Source organism: Pseudomonas sp. KCJK9016 (genome assembly GCF_046231795.1).
Taxonomy (GTDB): Bacteria; Pseudomonadota; Gammaproteobacteria; order Pseudomonadales; family Pseudomonadaceae; genus Aquipseudomonas; species Aquipseudomonas bananamidigenes.
On sequence record NZ_JBJJMM010000011.1, the window covers coordinates 192,054 to 217,718 of the forward strand.

Annotated in this window: 16 protein-coding genes; 3 read left to right on the forward strand and 13 right to left on the reverse strand. The window is 61.5% G+C overall.

Going from position 1 to position 25,665, the window contains the following annotated elements; all coding sequences use genetic code 11:
* Nucleotides 1-14 precede the first annotated feature (14 nt).
* Both ACK6BI_RS13600 and ACK6BI_RS13605 read left to right on the forward strand, forming a co-directional pair.
* Nucleotides 15-1,358 (forward strand): cation:proton antiporter, encoded by a 1,344-nt coding sequence (locus ACK6BI_RS13600; RefSeq protein ID WP_409317456.1) that lies wholly within the window; start codon nt 15-17, stop codon nt 1,356-1,358.
* Nucleotides 1,359-1,542: 184 nt separating this feature from the next.
* Entirely contained in the window at nt 1,543-1,839 is a 297-nt protein-coding gene (locus ACK6BI_RS13605) for a hypothetical protein (protein WP_409317457.1), read from the forward strand.
* Between the two features lie 59 nt (nt 1,840-1,898).
* Here ACK6BI_RS13605 and ACK6BI_RS13610 read toward each other — a convergent pair whose 3' ends face one another.
* The 3 genes from ACK6BI_RS13610 to ACK6BI_RS13620 are packed head-to-tail and all read right to left on the reverse strand — an operon-like array spanning nt 1,899 to nt 7,796.
* The gene (locus ACK6BI_RS13610) at nt 1,899-3,818 is read right to left on the reverse strand and encodes a PAS domain S-box protein (RefSeq protein ID WP_409317458.1); all 1,920 of its coding nucleotides are present in this window, start codon (nt 3,816-3,818) and stop codon (nt 1,899-1,901) included.
* A 10-nt stretch (nt 3,819-3,828) separates the two neighbouring features.
* On the reverse strand, nt 3,829-6,147 hold the full coding sequence (locus tag ACK6BI_RS13615; protein ID WP_409317459.1) for an ATP-dependent DNA helicase: 2,319 nt from the start codon (nt 6,145-6,147) through the stop codon (nt 3,829-3,831).
* On the reverse strand, nt 6,144-7,796 hold the full coding sequence (locus tag ACK6BI_RS13620; RefSeq protein ID WP_409317460.1) for a VRR-NUC domain-containing protein: 1,653 nt from the start codon (nt 7,794-7,796) through the stop codon (nt 6,144-6,146). The genes ACK6BI_RS13615 and ACK6BI_RS13620 overlap by 4 nt, the downstream gene beginning before the upstream one ends.
* A 198-nt stretch (nt 7,797-7,994) precedes the next feature.
* On the opposite strand from ACK6BI_RS13620, the gene ACK6BI_RS13625 reads away from it, so the two are divergent.
* Complete coding sequence (locus tag ACK6BI_RS13625; protein ID WP_409317461.1) at nt 7,995-8,219, forward strand: YgdI/YgdR family lipoprotein; 225 nt, start codon at nt 7,995-7,997, stop codon at nt 8,217-8,219.
* 46 nt (nt 8,220-8,265) lie between these two features.
* Here ACK6BI_RS13625 and ACK6BI_RS13630 read toward each other — a convergent pair whose 3' ends face one another.
* The 10 genes from ACK6BI_RS13630 to ACK6BI_RS13675 form a co-directional block, all read right to left on the reverse strand.
* Nucleotides 8,266-8,640, reverse strand: coding sequence for a hypothetical protein (locus ACK6BI_RS13630; protein WP_409317462.1), 375 nt, complete (start codon nt 8,638-8,640; stop codon nt 8,266-8,268).
* A gap of 226 nt (nt 8,641-8,866) precedes the next feature.
* On the reverse strand, nt 8,867-10,720 hold the full coding sequence (locus ACK6BI_RS13635) for a polyurethanase (protein ID WP_409317463.1): 1,854 nt from the start codon (nt 10,718-10,720) through the stop codon (nt 8,867-8,869).
* 131 nt (nt 10,721-10,851) lie between these two features.
* Nucleotides 10,852-12,540, reverse strand: coding sequence for a polyurethanase (locus ACK6BI_RS13640; RefSeq protein WP_409317464.1), 1,689 nt, complete (start codon nt 12,538-12,540; stop codon nt 10,852-10,854).
* Nucleotides 12,541-12,597: 57 nt separating this feature from the next.
* Nucleotides 12,598-15,684 carry an autotransporter domain-containing protein gene (locus ACK6BI_RS13645; RefSeq protein WP_409317465.1) on the reverse strand — a complete coding sequence of 1,029 codons (3,087 nt, stop codon included), beginning with the start codon at nt 15,682-15,684 and terminating at the stop codon, nt 12,598-12,600.
* Between the two features lie 41 nt (nt 15,685-15,725).
* Entirely contained in the window at nt 15,726-18,677 is a 2,952-nt protein-coding gene (locus ACK6BI_RS13650; RefSeq protein ID WP_409317466.1) for an autotransporter domain-containing protein, read from the reverse strand.
* A gap of 42 nt (nt 18,678-18,719) precedes the next feature.
* Nucleotides 18,720-20,084: a TolC family outer membrane protein gene (locus tag ACK6BI_RS13655; protein ID WP_409317467.1), complete on the reverse strand. Its 1,365-nt coding sequence runs from the start codon at nt 20,082-20,084 to the stop codon at nt 18,720-18,722.
* Nucleotides 20,085-20,086: 2 nt separating this feature from the next.
* Nucleotides 20,087-21,436, reverse strand: coding sequence for an HlyD family type I secretion periplasmic adaptor subunit (locus ACK6BI_RS13660; protein ID WP_409317468.1), 1,350 nt, complete (start codon nt 21,434-21,436; stop codon nt 20,087-20,089).
* A complete protein-coding gene (locus ACK6BI_RS13665) occupies nt 21,433-23,217 on the reverse strand; it encodes a type I secretion system permease/ATPase (RefSeq protein ID WP_409317469.1) in 1,785 nt (594 codons plus the stop codon). The genes ACK6BI_RS13660 and ACK6BI_RS13665 overlap by 4 nt, the downstream gene beginning before the upstream one ends.
* A 205-nt stretch (nt 23,218-23,422) precedes the next feature.
* Nucleotides 23,423-23,848, reverse strand: coding sequence for an AprI/Inh family metalloprotease inhibitor (locus ACK6BI_RS13670; protein ID WP_409317470.1), 426 nt, complete (start codon nt 23,846-23,848; stop codon nt 23,423-23,425).
* 93 nt (nt 23,849-23,941) lie between these two features.
* Complete coding sequence (locus tag ACK6BI_RS13675) at nt 23,942-25,405, reverse strand: serralysin family metalloprotease (RefSeq protein ID WP_409317471.1); 1,464 nt, start codon at nt 25,403-25,405, stop codon at nt 23,942-23,944.
* Between the last annotated feature and the right edge of the window lie 260 nt (nt 25,406-25,665).

The window sequence follows — 25,665 nt, forward strand, 5'->3', positions numbered from 1 at the left end:
ACGAGCCGCGTGCCATGAGTTTCATTATCTGGGTCACCGTGCTCGGCGCGGTTCTGCTGGTTCTTGCGCTGACCTCGTCCTACCTGCGCTGGCTGCCGGTCACGACATCGGCCGTGTGCCTGCTGCTCGGCATCGGTATCGGGCCGGGCGGTCTCGATCTGTTGAAGCTGCCGCTGGAACAGTCGTCCTTATGGATGGAGCACCTGACCGAAGTCGCCGTGCTGTTTTCGCTGTTCGTCTGCGGTTTGAAGCTGCGCCTGCCGTTGCGCGACAAGCGCTGGCGGATCGCCTTCGGCCTGGCTGGCCCGGTGATGGTGCTGACGATCATCGGCGTCAGCCTGTTGCTGCATTACGGTCTGAACCTGGGCTGGGGGCCGTCGTTGCTGATCGGGGCGATCCTGGCGCCCACCGACCCGGTGCTGGCTTCGTTGGTACAGGTCAATGACGCACGGGATATCGACAGCGTGCGCTTCGGTCTGTCGGGCGAGGCCGGTCTCAATGACGGCATTGCCTTTCCGTTCGTGATCCTCGGGCTGTTGTGGCTCAAGGGCAATGGCATGGCCACCGAGTGGAGTCACTGGATAGCGCGTGACGTCCTCTGGGCCGTTCCCGCCGGATTGCTCACCGGGTACTGGCTGGGGCGCGGAATCGGACGCATCACCCTCGCCCTGCAGATCCGCAATGAAGACAGCACCGTGAGCCCCAACGACTACCTGACGCTGGCCCTGATTGCACTGGCTTATGTGGTGGCCGACGCCATGGGTGGCTACGGTTTTCTGTCGGTGTTTGCCGCGGGGTTGGGCTTGCGTCAGGAGGAAGTGAAATCCACCGGTGCCAGTGAGCCTCCGGCCGAGCATCTGGTTCAACCGGTGGTGGGTCATCAGCATGTTGAACCGCAACACGCCGTACATGGGGATACTGAACGGCTTGAGGACAGTCAGGTGGCCGCGGGGATCATGATGGGTGACATGCTCGCTTTCGGCAGTCTGGTGGAGCGGGCGATGGAAGTATTTCTGGTCACTTTGCTCGGTGTGGTGCTGGCGACACACTGGGACTGGCGGGCATTGTGGGTCGGCGGCATTTTGTTCTTCGTCATCCGCCCGGCCTGCGTTGCCTTGATGCCATGGGGAGCGCTGCTTGAGGGGCGTCAGCGGGTGTTGATCGGCTGGTTCGGCATTCGCGGCATCGGTAGCCTGTTCTACCTGTTTTATGCCCTCAATCACGGACTGGGCGACAGTCTGGCAAGCCAATGCACAGACCTGACGCTGTCAGTCGTGGCCCTGAGTATTTTGCTGCACGGTATCAGCACACAGCCCGTCCTCACCCGCTACGAGCAGCGGAAGAAACAGAAAACATGATGAGTACGGGGCGCCAGCCCGCACGGAAACATCAAAATTCCTTCTCCAAATAAATGGATCCCATACCCTTTGTCCGCAGTCACAACCTTAACCCCTCGTACATCAGCGAGGCTCAACAGGCTCGATACTCCTCAACGGCCATAGCGCCCGGCACGGAGAATCCCGAAAAACAAGGCCAAAGGTCATGAAAAACGACTCAACCCCCGCGCAGATCAAGGCATGCAGAAATCTGGCACTGGAACGCAACAGGCAACTGTTCGAGGAGGCCCGGGCGCTCAACCGCACGGCCAATGAATTACTGGAAGGCGAAAATCTGGATATCGAACAGTTCGAACGCTATCGGGTCGTGCGCCGCAAAGCCGATCGGCGCTTCGAAGACGCCATCGATCATCTGAGCGTGCTCAACGAAGACTTCCCGCCGCTTCAGGGATCGATGCAAAACAGCGTTGGCCCGCGCCGGGTGCTTCAAGCCACGTGCTGAACCTTTCCCGAAAACCCGGCTTCAACGCCGGGCTTTGCTTTGGCTGGCGCGGAGTGAATTCATTTCATTGACGTAGCGATGATCTCGATCAGACCTTGCTGGTTGAACGGTTTGGGCAGCCGTGGCAACTCGGCTGCGAACCCGTCGATGCGCTCGGCGTAACCGGTAGCCAGGATGATCGGCAGGTCCGGCTTGAGCAGCCTTACGGCATGGGCCAGCTGTGCGCCGCTCATGAGGGGCATGGCCATGTCGGTGATCATCAGATCGATGACTTCCCCCTGATCGAAAAGCTCCAGCGCCCGGGCGCCGGAGCTTGCACTGATGACCCGATGCCCCAGGTCTTCGAGCAGCAGGCTGGTACTGGTCCGCACCAGTGCATCATCGTCCACCACAAGGACACTGAGCCTCGGCACCGACGCCATGGCTGTGCCCGGCTTCAGAGGTCTGGCAACAACGCCATCGGCAGCGACCGGCAACCAGAGCTCGGCACAGGTTCCCTGCCCTTTTACGCTTTTGAGGATGAAACGGCCGCCCAACTGCTCGATGAAGCCGTGCACCATCGACAAACCCAGCCCCGTCCCCTTGCCCAGCCCTTTGGTGGTGAAAAACGGATCGGTTGCCGACGCCAGCGTCGCGTCGTCCATGCCTTCGCCGGTATCAGTCATGCTCAGGCACACATAGCGTCCCGCCGCCAGGCTCGACTGACTTTGCTCAAGTACCACTTGCGGCTCGGCACTGATGATGACGGTGCCCCCCTCGGACATCGCATCACGGGCATTGGTGGCCAGGTTCAGCACCGCCAGTTCAAGCTGGTTGGTGTCGGCCAGCACCGCTTCAAGATCGTCGGGGAACCGTGTTTCGATAAGAATGCCCGGCCCCAGCGAACTGCGCAGCAGGCCGGTGATGCCTTGCACCAGTGTGGGAATGTCCACGGCTTCGGTCTTGAGTTCCTGGCGCCGGGCAAAGGCCAGCATGCGTTGCGTCAGCGACACGCCGCGCAAGGCGCCCTGCGTGGCGTTTTCCAGCAGACGGCTGACTTTCGGATCGTCGCCCACCCGTTTGCGCACGATCTCCAGGTTACCGAGGATCACCGTCAGCAGATTATTGAAGTCGTGGGCGATACCGCCGCTGAGTTGGCCGATGGCCTGCATCTTCTGCGCCTGGAACAATGCCTCGCGGGTCTGCTCCAGCGCCTGTTGCGCCTGGTGGGCTTCGGTCACGTCGCGGGTGATCTTGGCAAAACCGAGCAGCGCACCGGTGTCGCCACGGATCGCATCAACCACCACATGGGCCAGAAACCGCGTGCCATCCTTGCGCAAACGCCAGCTCTTGCTCTCGAAGCGGCCTTCGCGCACCGCGGTTTCCAGGGATCGCTGCGGCTCGCCTGCCTCCCGGTCCTCCGGGGTGTAGAACATCGAGAAATGCTTGCCGATGACTTCCTCCGGTGCGTAACCCTTGATCCGTTGCGCACCAGGATTCCAGTTGGTCACACACCCTTCAGGGCTGAGCATGTAGATCGCATAGTCGCTGACGCCCTGAACCAGCAGGCGAAACTGCTGTTCGCTTTGTTTGAGCGTTTCTTCGGCCATCTTGCGATCGGTCAGGTCACGGGTGATCTTGGCGAATCCGAGCAGTTGACCGTCCGGGCTGAAAATCGGATCGATCACCACATGGCACCAGAAGTGCGTACCGTTCTTGCGCACCCGCCACCCTTCGCCTTCGAACCGGCCTTCGCGGATTGCCGTGTCCAGCGCACGTTGCGGTTTGCCGGCGGCGCGGTCTTCATCAGTGTAGAACCGCGAAAAGTGCTCGCCGAGAATTTCGGTTTCCTCATACCCCTTGAAGCGTCTGGCCCCGGAGTTCCAGCTGGTGATGATGCCATCGGGGTCAAGCATGTAGATCGCATAATCGACAACGGCATCGATCAGCAGGCGAAAACGCATGTCTTCGATCGCAGCGGACTTGTTGTTCTCGCTCATCAGGCTTGGCTCAACGCAGATATTCAATAGCTGGAGTATGCGTCAAACCGTCGGATAGGACAGCAGCATCTGCATGATCGAGCGCCCACCAGCGCGGCAGCAGCTGTTGGATGCGGCTTTCGGCAAAGCGGTCGTCGATCAGCATGACCACACCACGATCCTGTTGCGTACGGATCACCCGGCCGGCAGCCTGTACGACTTTCTGCACACCGGGGAACAGATAGGTGTAGTCGTAGCCGGCACCGAAAATCGCCGCCATGCGCCGCTTCATCTGCTCGTTGACCGGGTTCAACTGCGCCAGGCCCAGTGTGGCGATGAAGGCTCCGATCAGCCGGGCACCGGGCAAATCGATGCCTTCACCGAACGCGCCGCCGAGCACCGCGAACCCGACGCCCTGACTGTGCGCCGTGAACTGGTCGAGAAACGCCTGCCGCTGCCCCTCGGCCATGCCCCGTGACTGTTGCCAGAGGGTGATGTGCGGATGCCGTTCGGCCAGCAATTGCGCCACCTGTTGCAGGTAATCGAAGCTGCTGAAGAACGCCAGATAATTGCCCGGGCGCTCGCCGAACTGGCGGGCGATCAGTTCGACGATCGGCTCCAGCGACGCCTGGCGGTGGGTGAAACGGGTGGAGATCCGGCTGACGATCCGCACCTGCAACTGTTCGGCGCTGAAGGGCGACTCGACGTCGATCCACACCGTGTCCGGCGGCGTGCCGAGCAGGTCGGCGTAATAGTGGCGCGGGCTGAGCGTCGCAGAAAACAGTACGCAACTGCGGGCCGCCGTCAGGCGCGGGCCGAGCAGCGCGGCAGGCACTACGTTGCGCAGGCACAGTTGTGACAGCGGGCGCTTGCGGTCGAGGTCGCGCTTACCGAGATCGAAGAGGTAATGCGCATCGAACAACTCCGCGACCCGGCCGAATTGCAGCATCTCGAACCAGGCGTTCTGCAAGCCGCTGTCGAGCCCCTGAGGATGGTCATTGAGGTAGTCACCGATGCTCGCGCTGCACGATGTAATGGCCTGAAGCAGTTTCTCCGGTGCCCTGTCGTACGCCTGATACGGCGCCAGTTGCGCTTCATTGAGGGCATTCCACTCGCGATTGACCCGCTGCAAGGGCTTTTTCAGGACGTCGGGCGCGGTTTTGCGCACGCTGTTGAAGATCCCCTGATCAAGGGTGGCGCTGTACATCTGCCGACCGCGTTCGACCAGGTTGTGCGCCTCGTCCACCAGCACGGCGACCTTCCATTGATTGAGCTGGGCCAGGCCGAACAGCAATGCGCTGAAATCGAAGTAGTAGTTGTAGTCCGCGACCACAACATCGGCCCAGCGGGCCATTTCCTGGCTCAGGTAATACGGGCAGACCGAATGTTGCGCGGCGACTTCTCGCAGTGCCGCCTGATCCATCAGTCGCAATCGACTGGCCGCCTCGCGTGCCGCGGGCAGGCGATCATAGAAGCCCTGTGCCAACGGGCAGGACTCGCCGTGACAGGCCTTGTCGGGATGCTCGCAGGCCTTGTCGCGGGCGACCATCTCCAGTACCCGCAGCGGCAGGGTTGCGCTGTGATCGAACAACACTTGCGCCGAATCCAGCGCCAGTTTGCGCCCCGGTGTCTTGGCGGTCAGGAAATACACCTTGTCCAGTTGCTGCGGCGCCAGGGCCTTGAGCATCGGAAACAGCGTGCCAAGGGTCTTGCCGATGCCGGTGGGTGCCTGGGCCATCAGGCAGCGTCCGGTGCTGACAGCCTTGAACACCGACTCGGCGAGATGACGCTGGCCAGGACGAAAATCATCATGGGGAAAGCGCAGTTGCCGAGCCGCGTGATTGCGGGCCTCGCGGTGGGCCATTTCCTGTTCGGCCCACGCCAGGAACAAGCCGCACTGTTGTTCGAAGAACTCGCGCAGCGCGTCGGCGCTGTGGGCTTCGACCAGACAGGTTTCCTTTTCGCTGACGATGTCGAAGTACACCAGCGCCAGATTGATCTGCTCCAGTTCAAGTCTGCAACACATCAGCCAACCGTAGATCTTCGCCTGCGCCCAGTGCAGAGCGCGGTGATTGGCCGGTTGCTTGCTCAGGTCGCCACGGTAGGTCTTGACTTCCTCCAGGCAGTTCTGCGCCGGATCGTAGCCGTCCGCCCTGCCCTTGACCTTCAAGGTGCGAAACTCGCCTTCCAGCGCCACTTCGCTCTGATAGGCGTCATTGCGCCGCGAGGCGACGGTACGATGGCCGGCGATACCCTCCAGCGCGGTGGGTGACGGGGTGAAGCGCAAGTCGAGGTCGCCGCTTTTGGCGGTGAATTCGCACAGTGCCCGTACGGCGATGCTGTAGCTCAAGCGCCCTGCTCCGCCCATTGCACGTAACACACCGCCACCGGCATCCGGTGCGTGTGGCAGAACTCCAGCCAGCGCAACTGGTTGTCCTGCAGGCGGTCGCCGGGACCTTTGACTTCGATCATCCGGTAGGTCCTGTGCTGCGGCCAGAACTGGATCAGGTCGGGCATGCCGGCGCGGTTGGCCTTGATGTCGAGCAACAGGCGATTGAACCAGTGTTTGAGGTGTTCGGCCGGCAGGCAGGTCAGTGCCTGCTCCAGCAGTGCCTCATTCAGTGCACCCCAGAACACGAACGGCGACTGAATGCCCCACTTGGCGGCAAACCGGCTGCGAATGGTGTCGGCGTAGCGCCCGTCGTCGAGCTCCGCCAGGCAGGCTGCGAACAGCTCGGCCCGCCGCCCATGAAAGTCTTCATGAAGCAAATCAGCCGGTCCACGCTGGAACGGATTGAAAAACGCCCCCGGCAGCGGCGCGAAAATCGCCGGCCAGCACAACAGGCCGAACAGCGAATTGATCAGGCTGTTTTCCACGTAATGTACGGGGCCGGCGTCATCATGCAGATGGGCCTGCACGTGATACTCGACGGACAATGCCGGGTCGAGCCGTGGCAGATGCAGGTCAAGGCGTTCGACAGGCTCTGGTGCAACACGCTTGAGCGGCGGGCCACCCAGTTTTCGTCGCAGGCGTGGCAGCATCCGTTGCAGGCCCTGCTGTTCGGCGGCGCTTTGCGGTGCCAGTTCGGCCTGCGTACCCAGTTCCAGCGCCAGCGCATATTCGCCGCAACGCTCCAGCACACGAATCATCCGCAACCGCGCACCGGGATAGGCGCAGTCACGATAGAGACTCAGGGCCAGTGCAAACGCTGCGATGCGCTCACAATGCTGGCCGATCTGGAACAGCAACTTGCCGAGCCTGCGCTGCAGCCACGGATTGTCGAACTGCAGGGCAATCAACTGCCCGGCGATCGGTTCGATGGCCTCACCCGCCTCGAAACGCTGCTGGCAGTCGTGCAGGAACAGGCAGGCATCGACGTCGGCACGGTTGCGCAGGCCTCTGGAGTCGGCGCTGAATTGGACTTTCTCGTAGGTGAAGATCCCGAGGTCGGCGAGGACGAACTCCGACCAGTCCTGATACAGGTTGCCGAAGAACATCAGGCGGAACCGGTCGCACAGGCCCATCAGCGTCAGGCTGAACAGCCGATCAGCCATTGCCGGGCACCAGTCATGCCAGCAGCGTGGCTCGGGAAACCGCGCATGCAGCATCGGCAGCCAGTCGACCTTGCGGCCCTTCGGATCGTCAATGGCCGGGCCGAAGGCTTGCACGACTTCGGCCTTGAGCAGCAGATCGAACAGCTCCGGCATCGACAGCAGCGCCCGTTCATCCAGCCAGCCATGTTCCAGCAATGGTTGCGCGGCTGACGCAATGTCACCGATTTCCGGATAATTGAGCTTGCCCGCACGAAAATGCACGCCCTTGCGCATCACCATTCGCACCAGCAAGCCTTGGGATCCACGAGGCAGTGACTTGAAGTCACGAATGAAGGCATGCTCCGTGTCGCTCATCACGTCGGCATAGCGAAGCTCAAGCCAGTCAAGCACTTGCCGAAAGTTGTTGAGGTAATAGAACGGATCGTCGAGGGAGCTGGAAGTCACGGTGATCGAAGGCCATGGCAAGCGAATACTGGTTATGCGTACAGATACCAGTTCTGTCCCGACGGGTGCAAACGGAAAAGGATCAGTGGCATCGGCGATCCGCTTTTTTTGAAGGTTCATCGAACTTTTACGGACGATGCGGCACCAACCGCGTTAGAAGACCGACAGCGGTCGAATTTGAACGGAGGAATACCGGATATGAATTTCAGGACATTGGGTTTGTCAGTGACGACAGTGGCGCTGCTGGCGCTGGCCGGTTGCTCCACCCCCACCGTGGTGACCCTGCAGAACGGTACGCAGTACTTGACCAAGGACATGCCGAAAACCAAATCCGAGGACGGTTTCTATGAGTTCCGGGACATTTCCGGCGCGAAGATCCGGGTCAAGGCCGATGACGTGGCGACGGTGCGCAAGGAAGATTGACTGCGCCAGCGGAGCTGCCCCTGCGGCAGCTCCCTGAACAGCGCGATTATTGCGGCAGGGTCATGCCCGGAATGCTGTTGTCGCAAGTGAAGTAACGCTCACCTCGACGGGCAAGTTCGGCTTGCAGTCGCTGGCAACGCTCCCGCTCCTGTTGGGTCATGCGATCGATGCTGAGGTTGCCGGTGGTTTCCGGCTGTTTGCCGTCACCCAGCCGGATCGTTACGAAGGGCTGCTCCGGCTGGAGCTGAAAGCGGCTTTTTTCTTCAACCGGCTCGGTGTGCTCGGCAGGTGCCGGTTTCGGCAACTCATCGGAATCGACGCCGTAGCGGCTCAGAATCGAGCTGTGAGGCAGATCGGCCCAGGCGTTGGCCGACAGCAGCGCCAACCCGATGACACCGATATACCCCTTGAAACCTTTCACGTTTGAATCTCCTGTACTCAATGGCGGCTTGCCCTTGCATGACGAGTGCGCATGCGAAGGCTTTAGTCCGCGTTTTCTGTTGATGCAAGGGTTTGAGTCAGGTCGTGGCTTGCGGGTCACTTTCAATACCGCGTTATCGTTCATTCGCGAGCAGGCTCGCTCCCACATTTGACTGATTGCGGGAGCGAGCCTGTTTGCCATGACGCCTTTGCAGGCGCCACACACATCAGGCGATCACGATCCCATCGGCACTGAGGCTGCTCAGCGAAACCCCCACCAACGTCACCGAGTCGGCACCGAACTTCAGCACCGTGTCCTGCCCCACCGCCGAGGCATGGGCACGGAAGTCATCGCCCGGCAGCACCCCCTGCACACCGAGGAACACCAGTTTGTCATTGCCGGTGAATCCCACCACCCGGTCCTGACCGAACGTACCGCTGAACAGGAAAGTATCCGCCCCGCCACCCGACTCCATCAGGTCGTTGCCGGCGCCACCGACGAAGACGTCGTTGCCCGCCCCGCCGATCAGGTGGTCGTTGCCGTCCAGGCCAAACAGCCAATCACCGCCGGCATGGGCCTTGAGGGTGTCGGCGCCGTTGGTGCCTTTGATGCTCGATGCGTATTGCGTGACGTTGCTGCCGACCTTCAGCCCCTCGGCGGTCACGCTGTGGGTCACGTCATCCTTGAACAGGCCCCAGAGGAAGCCAGGCTCCTTGGTGACGATGCTGCCGATGTCGCGGGTGATGCTGATCCCGCCGTTGGCATCGCGGATGTACAGATTGCCGGCGCCGTCATTGGCGAAAGCGAACTTGTTCACCGACTGCTGCAGTTCGAGGGTATTGCTGCCCGAGCCGCCGAGAATGATGTTGTAGCCGCCGCTGTCGCGAAAAGTGTCGTTGCCGGCTCGGCCTTCCAGGTAATCATTGCCGCTGCCGCCCTGGATCAGATCGTTGCCGTCGCTGCCGATGATGAAGGTGCTGCCCTTGTGGGGTTCGGCGTTGCGATTGAGGTCCTGCACCCAGGTGTTGGCCCGTGCCGGGTCCGACAGGTTGGCGACGATGATTGTCGAATCGCGGCTGGTGAGATCGTAGAACTTCGACTCGATCACCCGGTTCATGCCGTCGCCGTAAGCGGTGGGCAAATGCGAGATCCAGGTCGGAATGTTGACGATCGAATAGGGCAGCACGTTCCACGCGTTCGAGGCGTAGTGGTCGTTGAAGCTGACGATGTTGTCGGTCGCCGAGACTTTTGACGCGTCGTGCACGCCCAGCGATGCGCCGGTGAAGGTCGAGCCGTCGAGGGCGCGGAACACGGGGTCGTTCTCGTAGCCGACGTTGAGCACCTTGTCGGTGCTGCTCTGGGTCGGCGAGGCGTAGGCGATGTAGTTGGCGTTCTGGAAGAAGCCGCCCCACTTGCTGCCGCTCAAGTCCGCCATGCTGTTGACCGCCAGCCCCCCGAGGCTGTGGCCGCTGACCAGCACGTCCTTGCCGCTGAGGCCGTTGGCCTTGGCAAAGGCCACCACGTTGTTCATCAGATTGCCGAAGGCTTCGCCGACGTAGTTCTTGGCGTAATCCTTGGGACCGAACGCGGCCAGCAGGTCATTGATGGCGTCGGCGATGGAATCTCCGATCAGGATTTCCCGGGGCCCACTGGTACCGCGAAAGGCGATGCCGATCTCCGTGAGATGGCCCTGGGCATCGTACTTGCCGAGGATCTCCACCTGGGCGCTGGTGTAGCCGGGCTTTTCGCCGAAGAAGGTTCCACGCTCGTCGGTCTTGCCGTCATAGCCCAGTTGCGCGGCGGTGATGGGCGTCCAGCCCGCCTTTTTCACGGCATCGAGGGCGAGTTTTTCCGAGTCCGGATTCCACGGCAGGCCGGGAATCACCCCTTGCGAGTCAGTGCCGCCGATCAGCGCACTGATCAGCGTGGCCGGCAGACCGAGGCCGAAACCGTTGTGCTGATAGCCGACCGCAAAACCGTTGTCGAGGTTGTGATAGGAGTACAGCGTGATGGCCATGGCATCGCTTAACAAGGCCTTGGAGTCCGCTGTGCTGAAGTTCTTGTAGTCATACACACCCATTGCTGTTGCCTCTCTCTTTGTTGGAATTATTCAGAGATAGCTCACAACCAGAACGCCCCTCTCGGGGCGTCCCGGAGCATTTACTGCGTATTCATACTGTGGGAGCGAACAGGCTCGCGCCCACCGGTTCACTAGGCGAACACGAAACTCGAATCCGACAGGTTAGCCACACCCACCCCGATCAGGGTTACGGCATAGTCGCCAATCTTCAGCACGGTATCGGCGCCGGACTGCAAAGCGTGTTGCTTGTAGTCGTAGCCCTGCCCTGCGCCCTGCACGCCCATGAACACCAGTTTGTCGCTGCCCTGGTAACCGTGGATCGAGTCGAAACCGAACGCGCCGCTGAACAGGAAGGTGTTGTTGCCACCCACCGCATTCATCACGTCGTTGCCGGCGCCGCCGACGAAGGTCACATGGGCCTTGTCGCTGAACAGGTGATCGTCACCGCCCAGGCCGAACAGCCAGTCGCCATCGGCGGTGGCTTTCAGCGTGTCGCCGAGTGCGCCGCCATTGAGCGAATGGTTGTACTGAGTCAGCTCGGCACCGTTGGCCAGGCCTTTGGCAGTGACGGTCCAAGTGATTTCCTTGCTGCTCCACAGCGAGCCGGACTCTTTGCTCACCAGTGCGCCGATGTCACGGGTCATGCTGATACCGCCGTAGGCATCGCGCACGTACAGCGTGCCGTCACCGTCGTTGGCGAAGCTGAAGTTCTGCAACGGCTTTTGCAGGTCGAAGGTGTTGTGCCCCTGACCGCCAAGCAGAATGTTGTAGCCCCCGTCATCGCGGAACAGATCATCGCCGGCACGGCCTTCGAGAAAGTCGTTGCCCGCCCCGCCCTTGAGCCAATCGTTGCTGTCGGTGCCGATGATGAAGGTGCTGCCGGTGTGCGGCTCACCGCTGCGGCCCAGATCCTCGACCCAGGTCTTGCCCCGGGATGACGCTTCCAGGGTGGACACGATGATGGTCGAGTCCTGGCTGGTCAGGTTGTAGAACTTCGAGTCGATCACCCGGTTCAGGCCATCGGCGTAGCCCAGCGAGCTGTGAGCCGACCAGTTCAACGGATTGACGATGCTGAACGGCACCAGGTTCTGCGCGGTGGACGCGTAGTTTTCGTTGAAGTTGACGATGTTGTCGGTGGTCGAGTCGTGCGGCTTGTCGTGCTTGCCCATCGACGCCGTGCTGAACGTGGTGCCGTCGAGTGCACGGAACACCGGATCGTTCTCGTAACCGATGTTCAGCACTTGGGGGCCGGTGCTGCTCTGGGTCGGCGAAGCGAACGAAATGTAGTTGGCGTCCTTGAAGAACCCGCCCCAGTCGCTGGCACTCAGCTCCGCCACGCTGTTGACCCCGAGCCCGCCGAGGCTGTGGCCGCTGATCAGCACGTCTTTGGCTGCGATGCCGTGAGCCGTGGCAAACGCGGCCACGGATTTGAGCAGGTTGTCGAAGGCGTTCTTCGCATAGTTTTTGGCGTAGTCCACCGGCCCGATGGCGGCCAGCAGGTTGTTTTTCATGTCGCCAAAAGTATCGCTGTAACCCAGGCCGCCGGTGCCGCGAAAGGCCACGCCGATGCCGATCAGCTTGCCGGCAGCGTCGTATTTGCCGAGCACCTCGGCCTCGGCGCTGGTGAAGCCGTCCTTCTCGCCGAAGAACGTGCCTTTCGCGTCGGTCTTGCCTTGATAGCCCAGCGCCGAGGCGCCGAGCGGTTTCCACCCGGTACCGGGCAACGCCTGCCCGGTCGGCGTGTAGGAATACAACGTCAGCGCGATGGCATCGCTGTACAGCGCTTTGCCGTCGGCATTCTTGTAATCAAACAGTCCCATGTCGTGCTCTCTCTTCCTTTCAAAAACGGCAGTTCTCTGCAGAACTGCCGCTACACCTTAGAACTGCCAGTCCAGCGTCAGGCCCACACCGTGGTCCTTCTCGTTCGAACCGATCAGTCCGTTGTAGTCCAGGTTGACCCGGACATCGCGATTGAGCGCCAGACCGGCACGAACGCCAACCACCGCTGCGTCACGATCCATCGACACACTTTGCACGTTGAATGCGCTGTTGCCATTGGCGAAGGCCAGATGGTTTTCGGCGTCCACGCTGCTCAGGTTGTGCTGCCAGCCCAGTGTCGCACCCAGTTCCAGCTGATGTTTCTCGGACAGGGCAAACGTGCGCTTGGCGCGCACACCGAGGGTCGACAATACCGCGTCGCGGTTGTCTTCACCGCCCTTCAGTGCGGCGGCATCCCCTTTTTCGGTGAAGCTGTCGCTGTTGAGGTGCACGTAAGCCAGGTTGGCGAACGGCTCCAGGTTCATCGGTTGCAGGCCCAGGTCATACGCCGCTTCGGCGAACAGTTGCGTGGTGGCCGCATCGCGTTTGGTTTTCTGCTTGCCGCTGACACCGGCGAATTGCAGGTCACGTTTGACGTCGATGCGATGCCAGCTGTAAGCCGCACCGGCGCTCAGGCGCAGCGCATCGATCTGATGCCCCAGGTACGCCCCCAGGTGATAGCTGTCGACTGACGCCGAAGAATGCGTGCCGCTGCCCATGTTCAACGAGCTGTCGCTATAACCGGTAACGAAACCCAGACGGGTATCTTCAGTGATCAAGCCATCGACACCGAGCAACAGTCCGCCAATGGAGCTGTTGGAATTGGCGTTGTCATGGCCGCCATCGCTCTTGCCCCAGGCACCGAGTACCTTCATCCAGGCGTTGCTGCGGTCGTCGGTCGGTGCGCCGGCATCGAACATATCCCGTTCACGCAGACGTTCGCCCACCGCATCGCGCAGGTAATGGCTGTCGTTGATCAGCATCGTGCCGATGGCCGGGTGAATTTCGCCGGACAGTTGCTGGAACGCGTCCTGCGCCACCGCAGCGGTTGGCGACAGCAACAGGGTTTCGAACAACGCATTGCCCGCGCCCAGACGTTCGGCGGCGGCACCGACGGCCCGCTGGTTCGGAGTCAGGCCGACGCTGGCGAACGAAGCGCCATTACGCCCCACATTCAGTTGCACACCGCCCGACGAGTAATCGAGGGTGCCACCCAAAAATGCGTAGCTTGGCAGGACCTGACCGAAACGGCCCTGAATGCCACCCGCCGCCTGCAGGATGTTGAACTGGCTGCCGAGCAGGGATTTCACCTCGCCGGTGGTCAGCAAGGTCGGGCTGTTTTCCAGAGACAGCGCGACGGTCGCGCCTTCGATGGTTGCAGTACCACCGGCCACGACGCGGTCACTGCTGGTAGGCGAGACTTCCACGGCGTAGGTCGAGCCTGGTTCGAACGTCACATTCCCGGCCACGTTTAAGGTGCCGATTGAGTTGCCCGGCGCAACGATACCGCCGCTTTTCGCGGTCAGCGCCGCGATGCTGCCGTTGCCGCCGAGGATACCGCCGTTATTGACCGTGACCGCCGATTGCAGCGAGCCATTGATCGCCAGTCGCCCTTGATTCACCAGGGTCGGACCGGTGTAGGTGTTGGCGCCGGTCATCACCAGCGTACCGATGCCCTGCTTGGTCAGGCCGCCATGGCCGGAAATGTCGTTGCGCCAGGTGTCGAGCCCGCAGGTGATGTCAGTGCACACACGTTGAGTGGGCTTGCCGGCATCGATGATCGCGCCGATGCCCGGCAGGTCTGCCACGAACTGGCTGGAGCCGTAGGCGCCCTCGATGCGGAACTCGGTCGGGATGTCCTGCTCGGTGACGAACATCGCCGGGCCGTCGATGGCCTTGCGCAGATTGATCATGCCCCAGCCGTACAGGGCGTCGATCCCGGGTGCGCCGAGGTCGGTGGCGGTGGTGCGCAGCACGCTGGCGACCTGGGCACCGGTCATGTACGGGAAGCGCTCCATCAGCACCGCCACGGAACCGGCGGCGTGCGGCGCAGCCATCGAGGTGCCGTTGTAGTTGGCGTAGCCGGTGGTCAGGTTGTCGGCGTTGGTGCCGCCGATGATCGAGCTGTAGATCTGGGTGCCCGGCGCCGAGACGCAAAAACTCGCGGTGTAACCGCAACGCGAGGAGAACGTACTCATGATGTACGGGTTGGCGCTGGCCTGATCCGGGTTTCGCTGCAGGGCGGCGACGGTCATCCAGTTCGGCGCGATTTCCGGCACGAAGTAACCGAGACCGGCGATGGCGTCCGGGTTGTTCAGGTTGTAGTCGTTGCCGGCGGCGAAAATGGTCACGATCCCGCTGCGTGCAGCGGCAATCGCACCGTCATAGGCGCCGCCGGGCTTGGTACCGAGCAGCGTACGAATCTCGTTGAACTGCAGTTGCGCGTCATTGACAGTGAAATGCGGATAGGCCGGGTCACGACCACCCAGGTCGAAGCGGTCGGTGATGCCGATGCCCCAGCTGTTGTTGATGATCCGCGCGCCACTGGCGATCAGGGCATCCCAGCCGGCCTTGTACACCGCGCCGTCGTTGCCGCGCACGATGCCGTCTTCCGGGCCCGGGTCGCCGTTGTCGGCGCTGATGATCTGCGCACCGAATGCCACGCCGTGCATGGGCCCGCCGTCACGGCTGCCCGCCGCGATGCCGCCGACGTGGGTGCCGTGAGCGCCGAGTTTGCCGTTGGAACCCACCGAAGGTGAACCGTCATAAAGAAACGCATCCCCGGCTTTGACCGGAATGTACGGGTCGGTGTATTCGCGAATGCCGCTGGTGACCAGCGTTATCACTTTGTTCGGACCGGAAAACTCCGGGTGCGCGGCGTACACCGGCTGGTCGAAGATCCCGAGTTTCACACCCTTGCCGGTGTAACCGGCGGCGTAGGCGTAATCCGCGCCAATCGCGCCAAGGCCCCAATCCGCCTTGAACTCGGCGCTGCGCCAACTGGCCGGGTCCCCTGCCCGACCGTTCTCCACATAAGGTGCAGCCTGTGCGCTGCCCCAGGTGGCCATGGCGCAGAGCAATGCGCAGTTGAGAGATTTCAGGCGAAAGCCTCCACCCGATTGCGCGGGGGTGTTGTTGTTTTTCATCCAGCGACCTTCCTTAGTGATGTTGCGAAAAATCCGTTTATTCAGAACTGCCAGTTCAGGCTCAGGCCAACGCCGTGGGTCTTCTCGCGGCTGGCCAGTTGTCCGTTGTAATCGAGGTTGACCCGCACGTCGCGGCTCAGCGCCAGGCTGGCCTGCACGCCCACCAGCGCGGCATCGCGCACCAGTGGCGAGCTTTCGACGCTGTACGGCGCACTGCCGCTGGCGAAGCGCAAATGCTGTCCGGATTCGATGTCGCCGAGACTGTGCTGCCAGCCGAGACGGCCACTGACATCGAGTTTCTGCGAGCCCGACAGGTTGATGGTCTTGATCGCCCTGGCGCCCAACGTACCGAGTACCGCGTCACGCTGGTCGCCACGGCTTTTCAGCGCGGCCGCGTCACCCTTCTCGGTAAAACCTTCACTGTCCAGATGCACGTAGGCCAGATTGGCGAACGGCTCCAGGGCCAGCGCTTGCAGATTCAGGCGATACGCCGCCTCGCCGAACACCTGTGTGGTGGCGGCATCGACCTTGGCTTTCTGTTTGGCGCTGACGTCGCCGTATTGCAGATCGCGTTTCACGTCGGCGCGATGCCAGCTGTAGGCCGCTCCGGTGCTCAGGCGCCAGGCACCGATGTCGTGCCCGGCGTAGGCCCCGAGGTGATAGCTGTCGACCTGGGCCGATGAATGCGTGCCGGATCCCATGCTCAACGAACTGTCGCTGTAACCGGTGACCAGGCCGATACGGGTGCGCTCATCCAACGCCCCATCGACACCGGCCAGCAGGCCGCCGATCGAGGTGCTGTAACCGGCGGTGTCGTGTCGCGAGTCGGTTGTCCCCCAGGCGCCGAGGGCCTTGACCCAGCCGTTGCTTCGGGTGCTGTCAACGTCATGCAGACGCTCGCCGATGGCGTCGCGCAACTGGCGGCTGTCGTTGATCAGCACCGAACCGAGAGCCGGGTAGATTTCCCCGCTCAGTTGCTGGAAGGCTTGTCGGGCATCGCTGGCAGTAGCCGACAGCAACAGGCTTTCGTACACCGAGTTGCCTGCGCCCATGCCCTCGACGGCGCCGGCCACGGCCCGTTGGTTCGGGGTCTGGCCGATACTGGCAAACGACGTGTCGTTTCGCTCGACACTGAGCGTGATCCCGTTGCCGGTGGCCGCCAGGTTGCCACCGATGAACAGGTAATCCGGCACCACCGCACCGAACTGCCCCTGAATGCCGCCCGCCGCTTGCAGAATGTCGTACTGATGACCGAGCAGGCTTCTGGTTTCAGTGGTGCTGAGCAAGGTCGGGCTGTTTTCCAGCGACAGACTGACGGTCGCGCCACTGATCGTCGCGATGCCGCCGGCGACAATCCGGTCGCTGGCCGTCGGGGACAATTCCACCGCGTAAGTCGAACCCTCTGCGAAGCTCACGTCACCGGCCACATTCAATGTGCCGATGGAATTGCCCGGCGCCACACGACCACCGTTATTGGCGATCAGTGCGCCGATTCGTCCGGACCCGCCGAGGGTGCCGCTGTCGTTGACCGTGACTGTCGAAGTGAGCGAGCCGTTAACGCTCAGCAGGCCGCCGTTGATCGTGGTCGGCCCGCGATAGCTGCTGTTACCGGTCAACAGCAGACGACCGGCGCCGGACTTGATCAGACTGCCCTCATAAACCCGGCTCGCGGCGGCTGCGTCCCGGGCCGTACCGATGGCGTAATCGGTCTGGTCCTGCTGGCTGGCACCGGCCGGAACGCCGTTCTGCCAGCCCTTGTCACGCAGGGTTTGCTGCCAGGCATCGTGCTCGGCGAGGTCTTCACTGCGCCGCTGGATCAGCGCCTTGTCGGTCATGTCGTTGCTCCACACATCGCTCTGCCCGGCCAGCAGATGCGCGTCGAACACGCCGAGCAGTTGCCCCGGCCCACCCATCGCCCGTTTCAGGTTGGCCACACCCCAGCCGACTTGCGTGGTCGGTGCGTCGGTCACCGATCCGTCAAGCTGGGTCGCGGTGGTCAGCAACACTTGCAGCGCCTGCTGGTTGTTCATGTACGGGTAACGTTCCATCACCAACGCAAGCGCCCCGGTGGCATGCGGTGCGGCCATCGAGGTGCCGGACTTGATCCCGTAGCCACCGTCGGGGATGGTGCTGTCGATCTTCGCGCCCGGCGTGGTGATGCACCAGTATTTGGCGAGGCCGCACTGGTTGTATTTCTGCTGATTGCTCTGGTCCAGTCCCGACACCGCCAGCCAGTGACCTTCCAGATCCGGCTGAAAGTACGGCAGCGCCGAACGTACGCTGGCGTTGGGATAACCGCTGTTGCCGGCGCTGAACACGTTGATCACACCGCGACGCGAAACATCGGCGGCGGCATCGAGCCAAGTGCCTTTGTTCCAGTGCTGGGCGTAAGCGGCGTGCAGATCCGCCAAGGTCCGATAGCTGACATCCGGCGGCTGGCTGCCCCAGCTGTTGTTGATCGCCCGTACGCCAGCGTCAGCCAGGGCGTCATAGGCCGCTTTGAAATAGCGTGGATCGGGATTGGGGCCGAACAGAAAACTGTCGTTCTTGTTGGTGTTGCCGACGTAGATCTGCGCATTGAACGCCACGCCGTGCATGCCGTTGCCGTCACGGGAGGCGCCCATGGTGCCGACCACATGGGTGCCGTGGGAGTCGTTGTTCGGATTGAGCGTGCCATTGACGCTGAACGGCGAGCCATCGACGTAGCTGCCGCTGGTCAGCAGCGGATGATAACGGTCGCTGGCGAACTCCGGATGGGCCGCATCGAAACCGGAGTCCAGCGCACCGATTTTCACGCCTTTGCCGGTGATGCCGGCGGCGTAGGCCTGATCGGCCTGCATCCGGCCCAGGCCCCAGTCACGCAGAAATTCAGCCGAGCGCCAACTCGCAGGATCACCGGGTTTGCCCGACTCCAGATATTGCGCATGAGCCTGGGAGATAGAAACTGCGAGCAACAGAGTGCCGACCGATGCCGGCTTGAAGCGTACGTCCATGTTCACCACTCGTTTTTGTTGTTTGGTGTAAAAGCGACTGTGTTATCGCGTTCGCGGGCCTTGCCCGAATGCTTCATCCACCCGAGCCAGATCCTGCTCGCTCAAGGTGCCCGCGTAGTAATGCAATTTGGTCCAGGCCATGAGGTAGTCATAGCGTGCCTGGGCCAGATCGCGGCGGGTGGTAAACAGTTGTTGTTCGGCGTTCAGCGCGTCCAGATTGGTCCGCTCGCCGCCGAGGATGCTTTGTTTGGTCGAGACCACCAGCGCTTCGGCCGAGGTCAGGGCCTTTTGATACGCGCGCAACTTGTTGACCCCGGACAGGCAGGCACTGAACTGGCGGCGCAGTTCGATCAGGGTTTCGCGCGTCTTGCCGTCCAGCTCGTATTCGGCTTGCTCCATGTTGCGGCTGGCCTGACGGGTCGAGGCCGATACGCCGCCACCGGCGTACAGCGGCACGTTGACTTCAAAACCGATGGTGTTGGTTTCGTAGCGCTGGTTGTAGGTGTTGCCGCTTTCCGATTCGTTCTGACGCACCGTGGCGTAGGCACTGACTTTCGGCAGGTGCCCGGCGCGGTTGCGTTCGACTTCGTAGCGGGCCACTTCCACGGCCTGGCGCTGCGAGGCCAGATTCGGGTTGTTGCTGATCGCCAGCTCGTGCCAGGTGTCGTAATTGGCCGGTACCAGAGCGAAAGTCTGGAAGTTCTGATCCAGTGGCGCCAGATCGGCGATGTCCACCGCCGGTACGCCGATCAGTGCGCCCAGTTCACGCAGTGCAGCATCCTGCTCGTTGCGCGCTTCGATTTCCTCGGCGGTCGCCAGTTCATAGCGCGACTCGGCCTCGAGGATGTCGGTCCGCGTACCTTCACCCTGCTTGAACATGTGCTCGTTCTGCTGGAACTGCTGTTCGTAGGCCTTTTTCTTGGCCTGGGCGATGTCGATCTGGTCCTTGGCGAACAGGGCCTTGGTGTAGTTGTCCAGGACGCGCACCAATAATTCCTGACTCTTGCCACGGAAGTTTTCGTCGGCGAACAGTGACTGTGCCACGCCCTTGCGATAGGCCGCGTAGGCTTCGTAGTCGAGCAGCGGTTGTTGCAGGGTCAGGTTCGAGCCGTAACTGTTGTAGTTGCGGTTCTCGGAAAAATTGCCACGATCGGTCAGTTGCGTGACCTTCGACGTGTTATGACCCTTGTTGTAGTTGTAACCGAGTTTCGGCAGCAGCCCGGCGCGGCCGATGGCACGGTTTTCCAGACCGGCGTCACGTTCCTTGATCGCGCCGAGAAACACCGGGTCGTTGCGTAATGCCTGTTCGTAGATCTCGAACGGCCCCATGGCCGCCATCGCACTGTTGCCCGCGAGCAGCGCGAACGCTGCCGCCAGCATGGAAAGCTTATTCATACAGCCGAACATCCTTATTCTTCAGTCAATGCGGAGCCGGCCCGGTCGAGCAACGGTTTGAACAGGTAGTTGAGAAGTGAGCGTTCGCCCGTGCGCACGAACATTTCCGCCGGCATGCCCGGCTTGATCACCAGGCCGTTGAGCTTCTCCATGGCCTGATCGCTGACAGTGCTGCGCAACACGTAATAAGGCGCACCGGTTTTTTCGTCGACCATCTGGTCGGCGGAAATCAGGCTGACTTCGCCCGCAACACGAGGTGTCTTGCTCTGGTTGAACGCGGTAAAGAGGATGTCCACCGGCAGGTGCGTGCCGACCTTGTCGATCAGGTTGATCGGCAGGTGCCCTTCCACTTCCAGGCGAGTGCCTTGCGGAACGATCTCCAGCAGTGTTTCGCCCTGACGCACCACCGCGCCTTCGGTGTGTACGCCGAGATTGACGGCGATGCCGTCCGAGGTCGCAAGGATTTCGCTGTGTTGCAGGTCGAAACCGGCGGAGGTCAGTTGCTCGGACAGCGTGACGCTTTTCAGTTGCGCATCCGCCAGTTGGCTGCGGACTTCTTTCTGGTACTCCTCGCCGTGCTGTTGCAGTTTCAGGCGCGACTCGAGAATGCCCTGCTCCACCCGGCCGCTTTCACCGGTGTTCTCTGCCAACTGTTGCTGCACTTGCGACAGTTGACGCTGATATTCCATCAGCCGGTTGCGCGGGATGTAGCCGTTGTCTGCCAGCGGTTGCAGGTTGCTCAATTGCTGCTGCAGGGATTGCGCCTGAGCATTGAGGTCGGTCCGGGCGCGGCGCATGCCGGCCAGTTGGGCCGTGGCACCTTCGATACTGGCACGCAAGGCGGCCTGCTCGCGGGAGAAAGCTTCACGCCGGCTGCTGAACAGTTGACGCTGGCCTTCCAGCACCAGCGCCAGGCGCGGGTCGGCGCTGTCACTCAGTTCCGGTGGAAACGTCACTTGTTTGAGGTTGTCGCGCTCGGCCTGCCAGCGCGCCACGCTCGCCCAGGCCATACGGTACTGGGCCTGCAGCGATTGCACGTCGGCGGCAACCTGTGTCTGGTCGAGGCGGAACAAGGGCTGGCCCTGCTTCACGATCTCGCCTTCACGCACCAGAATCCGGCTGACCACGCCGCTGCTCATCGACTGCACGGCCTTGCGCTTGCCGGAAACCACCACCGTGCCTTGCACCGGAATCCCCTGATCCAGCGGCGCCAGGGCCGCCCAGGCAAAGAAACTGCCGGCGCCGGCGATGGCGAGAATCCAGCCCATGCGGGCGAAAAACTTCGCGTCGCGTTCCGGACGTTCGGTGATGTAGGCGTGTTCCATGGTCGCTTCGTTTTCTGTGTTCATGCTCGCGCTGCTCATACACCCGAATTCCTTGTCGAGGGCTGGTACTGCCGGCTCATGCTGAGCCCGCCCGGTGCCTGCGCGGTTTTTTCCGTCTGCTGGGGCTGTTGCGGCTGGTTGCCGGACAGCGCCTTGAGTACGTCATGGCTCGGGCCGAAGGCTTGCAGGCGACCATCGTTGAGCACCAGCAGCTTGTCGGCCTGGGCCAGCACCGAGGAACGGTGCGTCACCAGGACCACCGTGGCGCCCTGCGCCTTGAGTTGCACGATGGCGCTGGACAGCGCCGCTTCGCCGACGGTATCGAGGTTGGAGTTCGGCTCATCCAGCACCACCAGGCTTGGCGTACCGTAAATGGCCCGCGCCAGCGCCACACGCTGTTTCTGGCCGCCGGACAGACCGCTGCCGTCCTCGCCCAGCTGGGTGTCGTAACCCTGCGGCATGCGCAGGATCATTTCGTGAACCCCGGCCTGTTGCGCGGCGGCCACGACTTTCTGCGGATCGGTCTCGCTGAAGCGCGCAATGTTTTCGGCGATGGTGCCGCTGAACAGTTCGATATCCTGCGGCAGGTAGCCGATGTACGGACCGAGCTGATCGCGGTTCCAGCGGTGGATGTCGGCACCGTCCAGGCGCACCGTACCGCCCAGGGTCGGCCACACACCGACCAGCACCCGCGCCAGGGTCGATTTGCCGGAACCGGAGGCACCGAGCACGCCCAGCACTTCACCGGCCGCCAGATTGAAGTTGATCATGTGCAACGTCGCCGCACGTTGCCCGGGCGGGCCGGCGCTGACTTGTTCGAAGGCGATCTGGCCTTTCGGCGCCGGCAGCGCCATGGCGTCGTCGCTCGGCGGGAACGCCTGCAACAAGGCATCGAGACGGCGATAAGCCAGCTTCGCCCCGCTCCACTGTTTCCACACGGCAATCAACTGGTCGATCGGGCTCAGCACCCGGCCCATGAGAATGGAGCCGGCGATCATCATGCCGGCGGTCATGTCGCCCTTGATCACCAGCAAGGCGCCCAGCCCCAGCACCAGCGATTGCAGGCACAGACGCAAGGTCTTGCTCAGGGAACTGATGACTGCGCCGGTGTCACTGGCCTGGTTCTGCAGGCCAAGGAACCGCGAATGCACCTGGAACCAACGCTTGCGCAGGGAGCCGAGCATGCCCATCGCCTGGATGGTTTCGGCGTTGTGCAGGTGGCTGGTGGCCAACTGGCTGGACTTCTGCGAGAAACCGGCGGCTTCGCCCAGCGGAGACTTGGTCATGTATTCGTTGAGGCACGCCAGCGCGATCAACAGCACTGCACCGGCAGTGGCCAGCACTCCGAGCCAGACGTTGAACAGATAAATGACAAACAGATAGACCGGGAACCATGGCGCATCGAAAAACGCGAACAGCGCAGGCCCGGTGACAAACTGGCGAATGTGAGTCAGGTCGCCCAGAGACTGGCCGGCATTGCCCTCGCCCTTGAACAGGTTGCGCTCGAACGCCGCCTGATAGACCCGAAGGTTGAAACGACGCTCCAGTTGACTGCCGATGCGGATCACAATGAAGCTGCGCACCACCTCCAGCAGGCCGATGAACGCGAAGAAACCGACGACCATCAGCGACAACATCGCCAGGGTGGTTTCGTTTTGCGAAGACAGCACTCGGTCATAGACCTGAAGCATATAGATGGAGGGCACCAGCATCAGCACGTTAATCAGTGCGGTAAAGCATCCGACGCTGATCAGAATGCCTTTATAGTCACCCAATGCCTTGAATAAGGGAGCGGTGGCCGGGGCCTTCGCCATCTTCATTGTTTATTCCTGAAATGATATTTCCCGCCATACTTGGCGAGTCTTCAATTAATGAGCCCGCGCACGAAGCGGGACATACACCAACAGTATCCGCTTACACTTCAACAACAACTTCCGCCATAAAACCGGAATCCGTGATTATTAAAGCCCCGCTTATAACTGTAACGGACTGCCTTATATTTAAACTGTGTATCGATCCTGGCCATCACGGCTGTTTCGCCGCCCGTTCAAGGGTAATCACCAGGCCCGACTTCAAAGTACTCAGATAAAGCCCATCACGTTGTCGGCTGAAGAACTGGATTCTTGAGCCCTCCTTGCCGGTGATGGAGAGCCCGTCCGGATCCGGAAACCAGCCGGTGGCCGTCTCCTGCAACCACGCACTCAGGCAGTCGGCGCCCTTGCCCAGGACCTGATTGGCCTCAAGATCGACCACGCAGGTGTTCGACGGTTTGTCCTGCATCGCTTGTGATTCGGGGCTGTCGCTGCGGGCGCTCAAGGTCGCCTGCCACGGCCCGGCAAATACCGATGGATCTTCGAGTCTCAGGCTGCTTGCCATGGTTGTTTCTCCATACATCATCAGCATCGGCAACAGGTACGCCGCCGCTTTGCGGGTAAAAGCGAATTGGATCATAGGAAATTTCACTCCGGCGTGTAGCCTTGCTTACCGGCCAGGGCGATGCAAGTGAAAGAAAGCGGCGCATGACACGCCGCTTTCCCGTTCACATCACGCCACGATGTCGCTGTACGCCGCCTGGCCAACGGTGCTGACCTGGAAGTCCGCCACGCCATGCCCGGAGAAGTCCACCGACAGCAGGCTGTTGCCGCCCGAGGTGGTCAGGATCGCGTCACCCGCCGCACCGGTGAAGGCGCTGACGAAATGCAGGCCTGCACCTTTGGTGATGCCGGTCAGGTCGATTTTGTCCAGGCCGCTGACAAAATCGAGGATCTGATCGATTGCACCCGGCTTGGAATCGGAGCTGGCCGCGAACACGAAAGTGTCCGAGCCCGAACCGCCCCACAGTTTGTCGGCGCCGCCGGCCCCGTAGATGATGTCGTTGCCGGCACCACCCTTGAGTTCGTTGGCTGCGCTGTTACCGATGATCAGGTCGTTGCCCGAACCGCCGATGGCATTCTCGATGGTGACGCCCTTGGCGATGGACACGTTGCCCACCAGGCCGCCCACGTCAGAGAACGAGGCTTCATTGAGGTTGATCTTCTGGTTCTGGGTGAAACCCGAGAAGTCGAAGGTATCCTTGCCACCGGCATCCCACACCGAGAACACCAGCTTGTCCGCCGACGAAGTCGCGCTGAGGAAGTCGCGACCGGCGTTGGAGTTGAAGCCGTATGTGGTGTCACCGGTACGGGTGGACATGTTGGCGCCGTAGAGCTTCTGGATGGCGGCGATGTCATCCATCAGCGGGCCCGAAGCGTAGGCCTCGACGCCGCCCTTGCTGAAGTTCTGGCTGGTGTTGCTTTCACTCCAGTAACTCATGAGGCTGTAACCGCGGGTGTCTTGCCCGTAGGTCGCGTCATTGTAGGTCGGGTTGCCATTGCCGGCGTTGTAGTCGCCAGGGTGAGACAGGCCCAGGGTGTGGCCGATTTCGTGGGTCAGTGTCTGACGCCCGTAGTTGTTCACGCCCGGGGTTTTGTTGACATCGTATCCACTGCCGGTCAAGTACCAGGACTGACCGTCATAGCCTGGCTCGGTACCTGGCAGGAACGCGAATGCCGCTGCGCCTTCCTGACCGCCGCTGTAGTTACCGAAGGTCATGTGGCCGTCGCCACCTTTGGCGGCTTCGGTAAAGGTCACGTTGGCGACATCGGCCCAGGATTGCATGGCGAGCACCGCCTGGGCTTTTTGCAGGGAGCTGAACTGACTGAAACCGGTGACGCCCAGGCCACCGAAGTTGGCGGTCTTGGAGGTCAAGAAGGTGTAGGTCAGCTCGATCTTGCCGCTACCGTCGAGGTCGTGCCAGGAGGCACCGTCGCGCAGCAGCTGAGTGGCGGCTTGATCCACCGTGAAGGAGGGTTTGCCATTGACCGTGAGGTTGCCGCCACGATCGTACTGATGGCTGAAGCTATTGATCTGGTTGTACGCCGAGCTGGTCGCAGCCAGAGGTTGTGGCGCCGCGTTCAGCGGGAAAAGCTGTTCGGCGGTATCAATAGCATTAGCTTTTACTTTCGACATAAACACACTTCCTTGTTTAGCAATGGAACAGTTTTTGTCCGATAGCGACAACCTCTGGCGAGATTGTCCTATCACTCGCCCAATGAAGGCGTAAGCAACCTGACACAATTTGAAATCTGTCGTCTAGCGTTTTTTCGAGATCAAATTGAACTATTCCGGGAAAGCCCCGTAAACAAAGCGCGTGCCGCCGAAAGAATGTTGCAAGTATGGTGAGTTTGCCTAATTGTCTGACGATTTCTTATTTAAATATTAAATATCGG

Bases quoted from the DNA above. Each gene is read 5' to 3' on its own strand.
- ACK6BI_RS13660 (WP_409317468.1), bottom strand. From the start codon at position 21,436: ATGAGCAGCGCGAGCATGAACACAGAAAACGAAGCGACCATGGAACAC.
- ACK6BI_RS13655 (WP_409317467.1), bottom strand. From the start codon at position 20,084: ATGTTCGGCTGTATGAATAAGCTTTCCATGCTGGCGGCAGCGTTCGCG.
- ACK6BI_RS13670 (WP_409317470.1), bottom strand. From the start codon at position 23,848: ATGATCCAATTCGCTTTTACCCGCAAAGCGGCGGCGTACCTGTTGCCG.
- ACK6BI_RS13665 (WP_409317469.1), bottom strand. From the start codon at position 23,217: ATGAAGATGGCGAAGGCCCCGGCCACCGCTCCCTTATTCAAGGCATTG.
- ACK6BI_RS13625 (WP_409317461.1), top strand. From the start codon at position 7,995: ATGAATTTCAGGACATTGGGTTTGTCAGTGACGACAGTGGCGCTGCTG.
- ACK6BI_RS13610 (WP_409317458.1), bottom strand. From the start codon at position 3,818: ATGAGCGAGAACAACAAGTCCGCTGCGATCGAAGACATGCGTTTTCGC.
- ACK6BI_RS13635 (WP_409317463.1), bottom strand. From the start codon at position 10,720: ATGGGTGTGTATGACTACAAGAACTTCAGCACAGCGGACTCCAAGGCC.
- ACK6BI_RS13640 (WP_409317464.1), bottom strand. From the start codon at position 12,540: ATGGGACTGTTTGATTACAAGAATGCCGACGGCAAAGCGCTGTACAGC.
- ACK6BI_RS13675 (WP_409317471.1), bottom strand. From the start codon at position 25,405: ATGTCGAAAGTAAAAGCTAATGCTATTGATACCGCCGAACAGCTTTTC.
- ACK6BI_RS13600 (WP_409317456.1), top strand. From the start codon at position 15: ATGAGTTTCATTATCTGGGTCACCGTGCTCGGCGCGGTTCTGCTGGTT.
- ACK6BI_RS13605 (WP_409317457.1), top strand. From the start codon at position 1,543: ATGAAAAACGACTCAACCCCCGCGCAGATCAAGGCATGCAGAAATCTG.
- ACK6BI_RS13645 (WP_409317465.1), bottom strand. From the start codon at position 15,684: ATGAAAAACAACAACACCCCCGCGCAATCGGGTGGAGGCTTTCGCCTG.
- ACK6BI_RS13650 (WP_409317466.1), bottom strand. From the start codon at position 18,677: ATGGACGTACGCTTCAAGCCGGCATCGGTCGGCACTCTGTTGCTCGCA.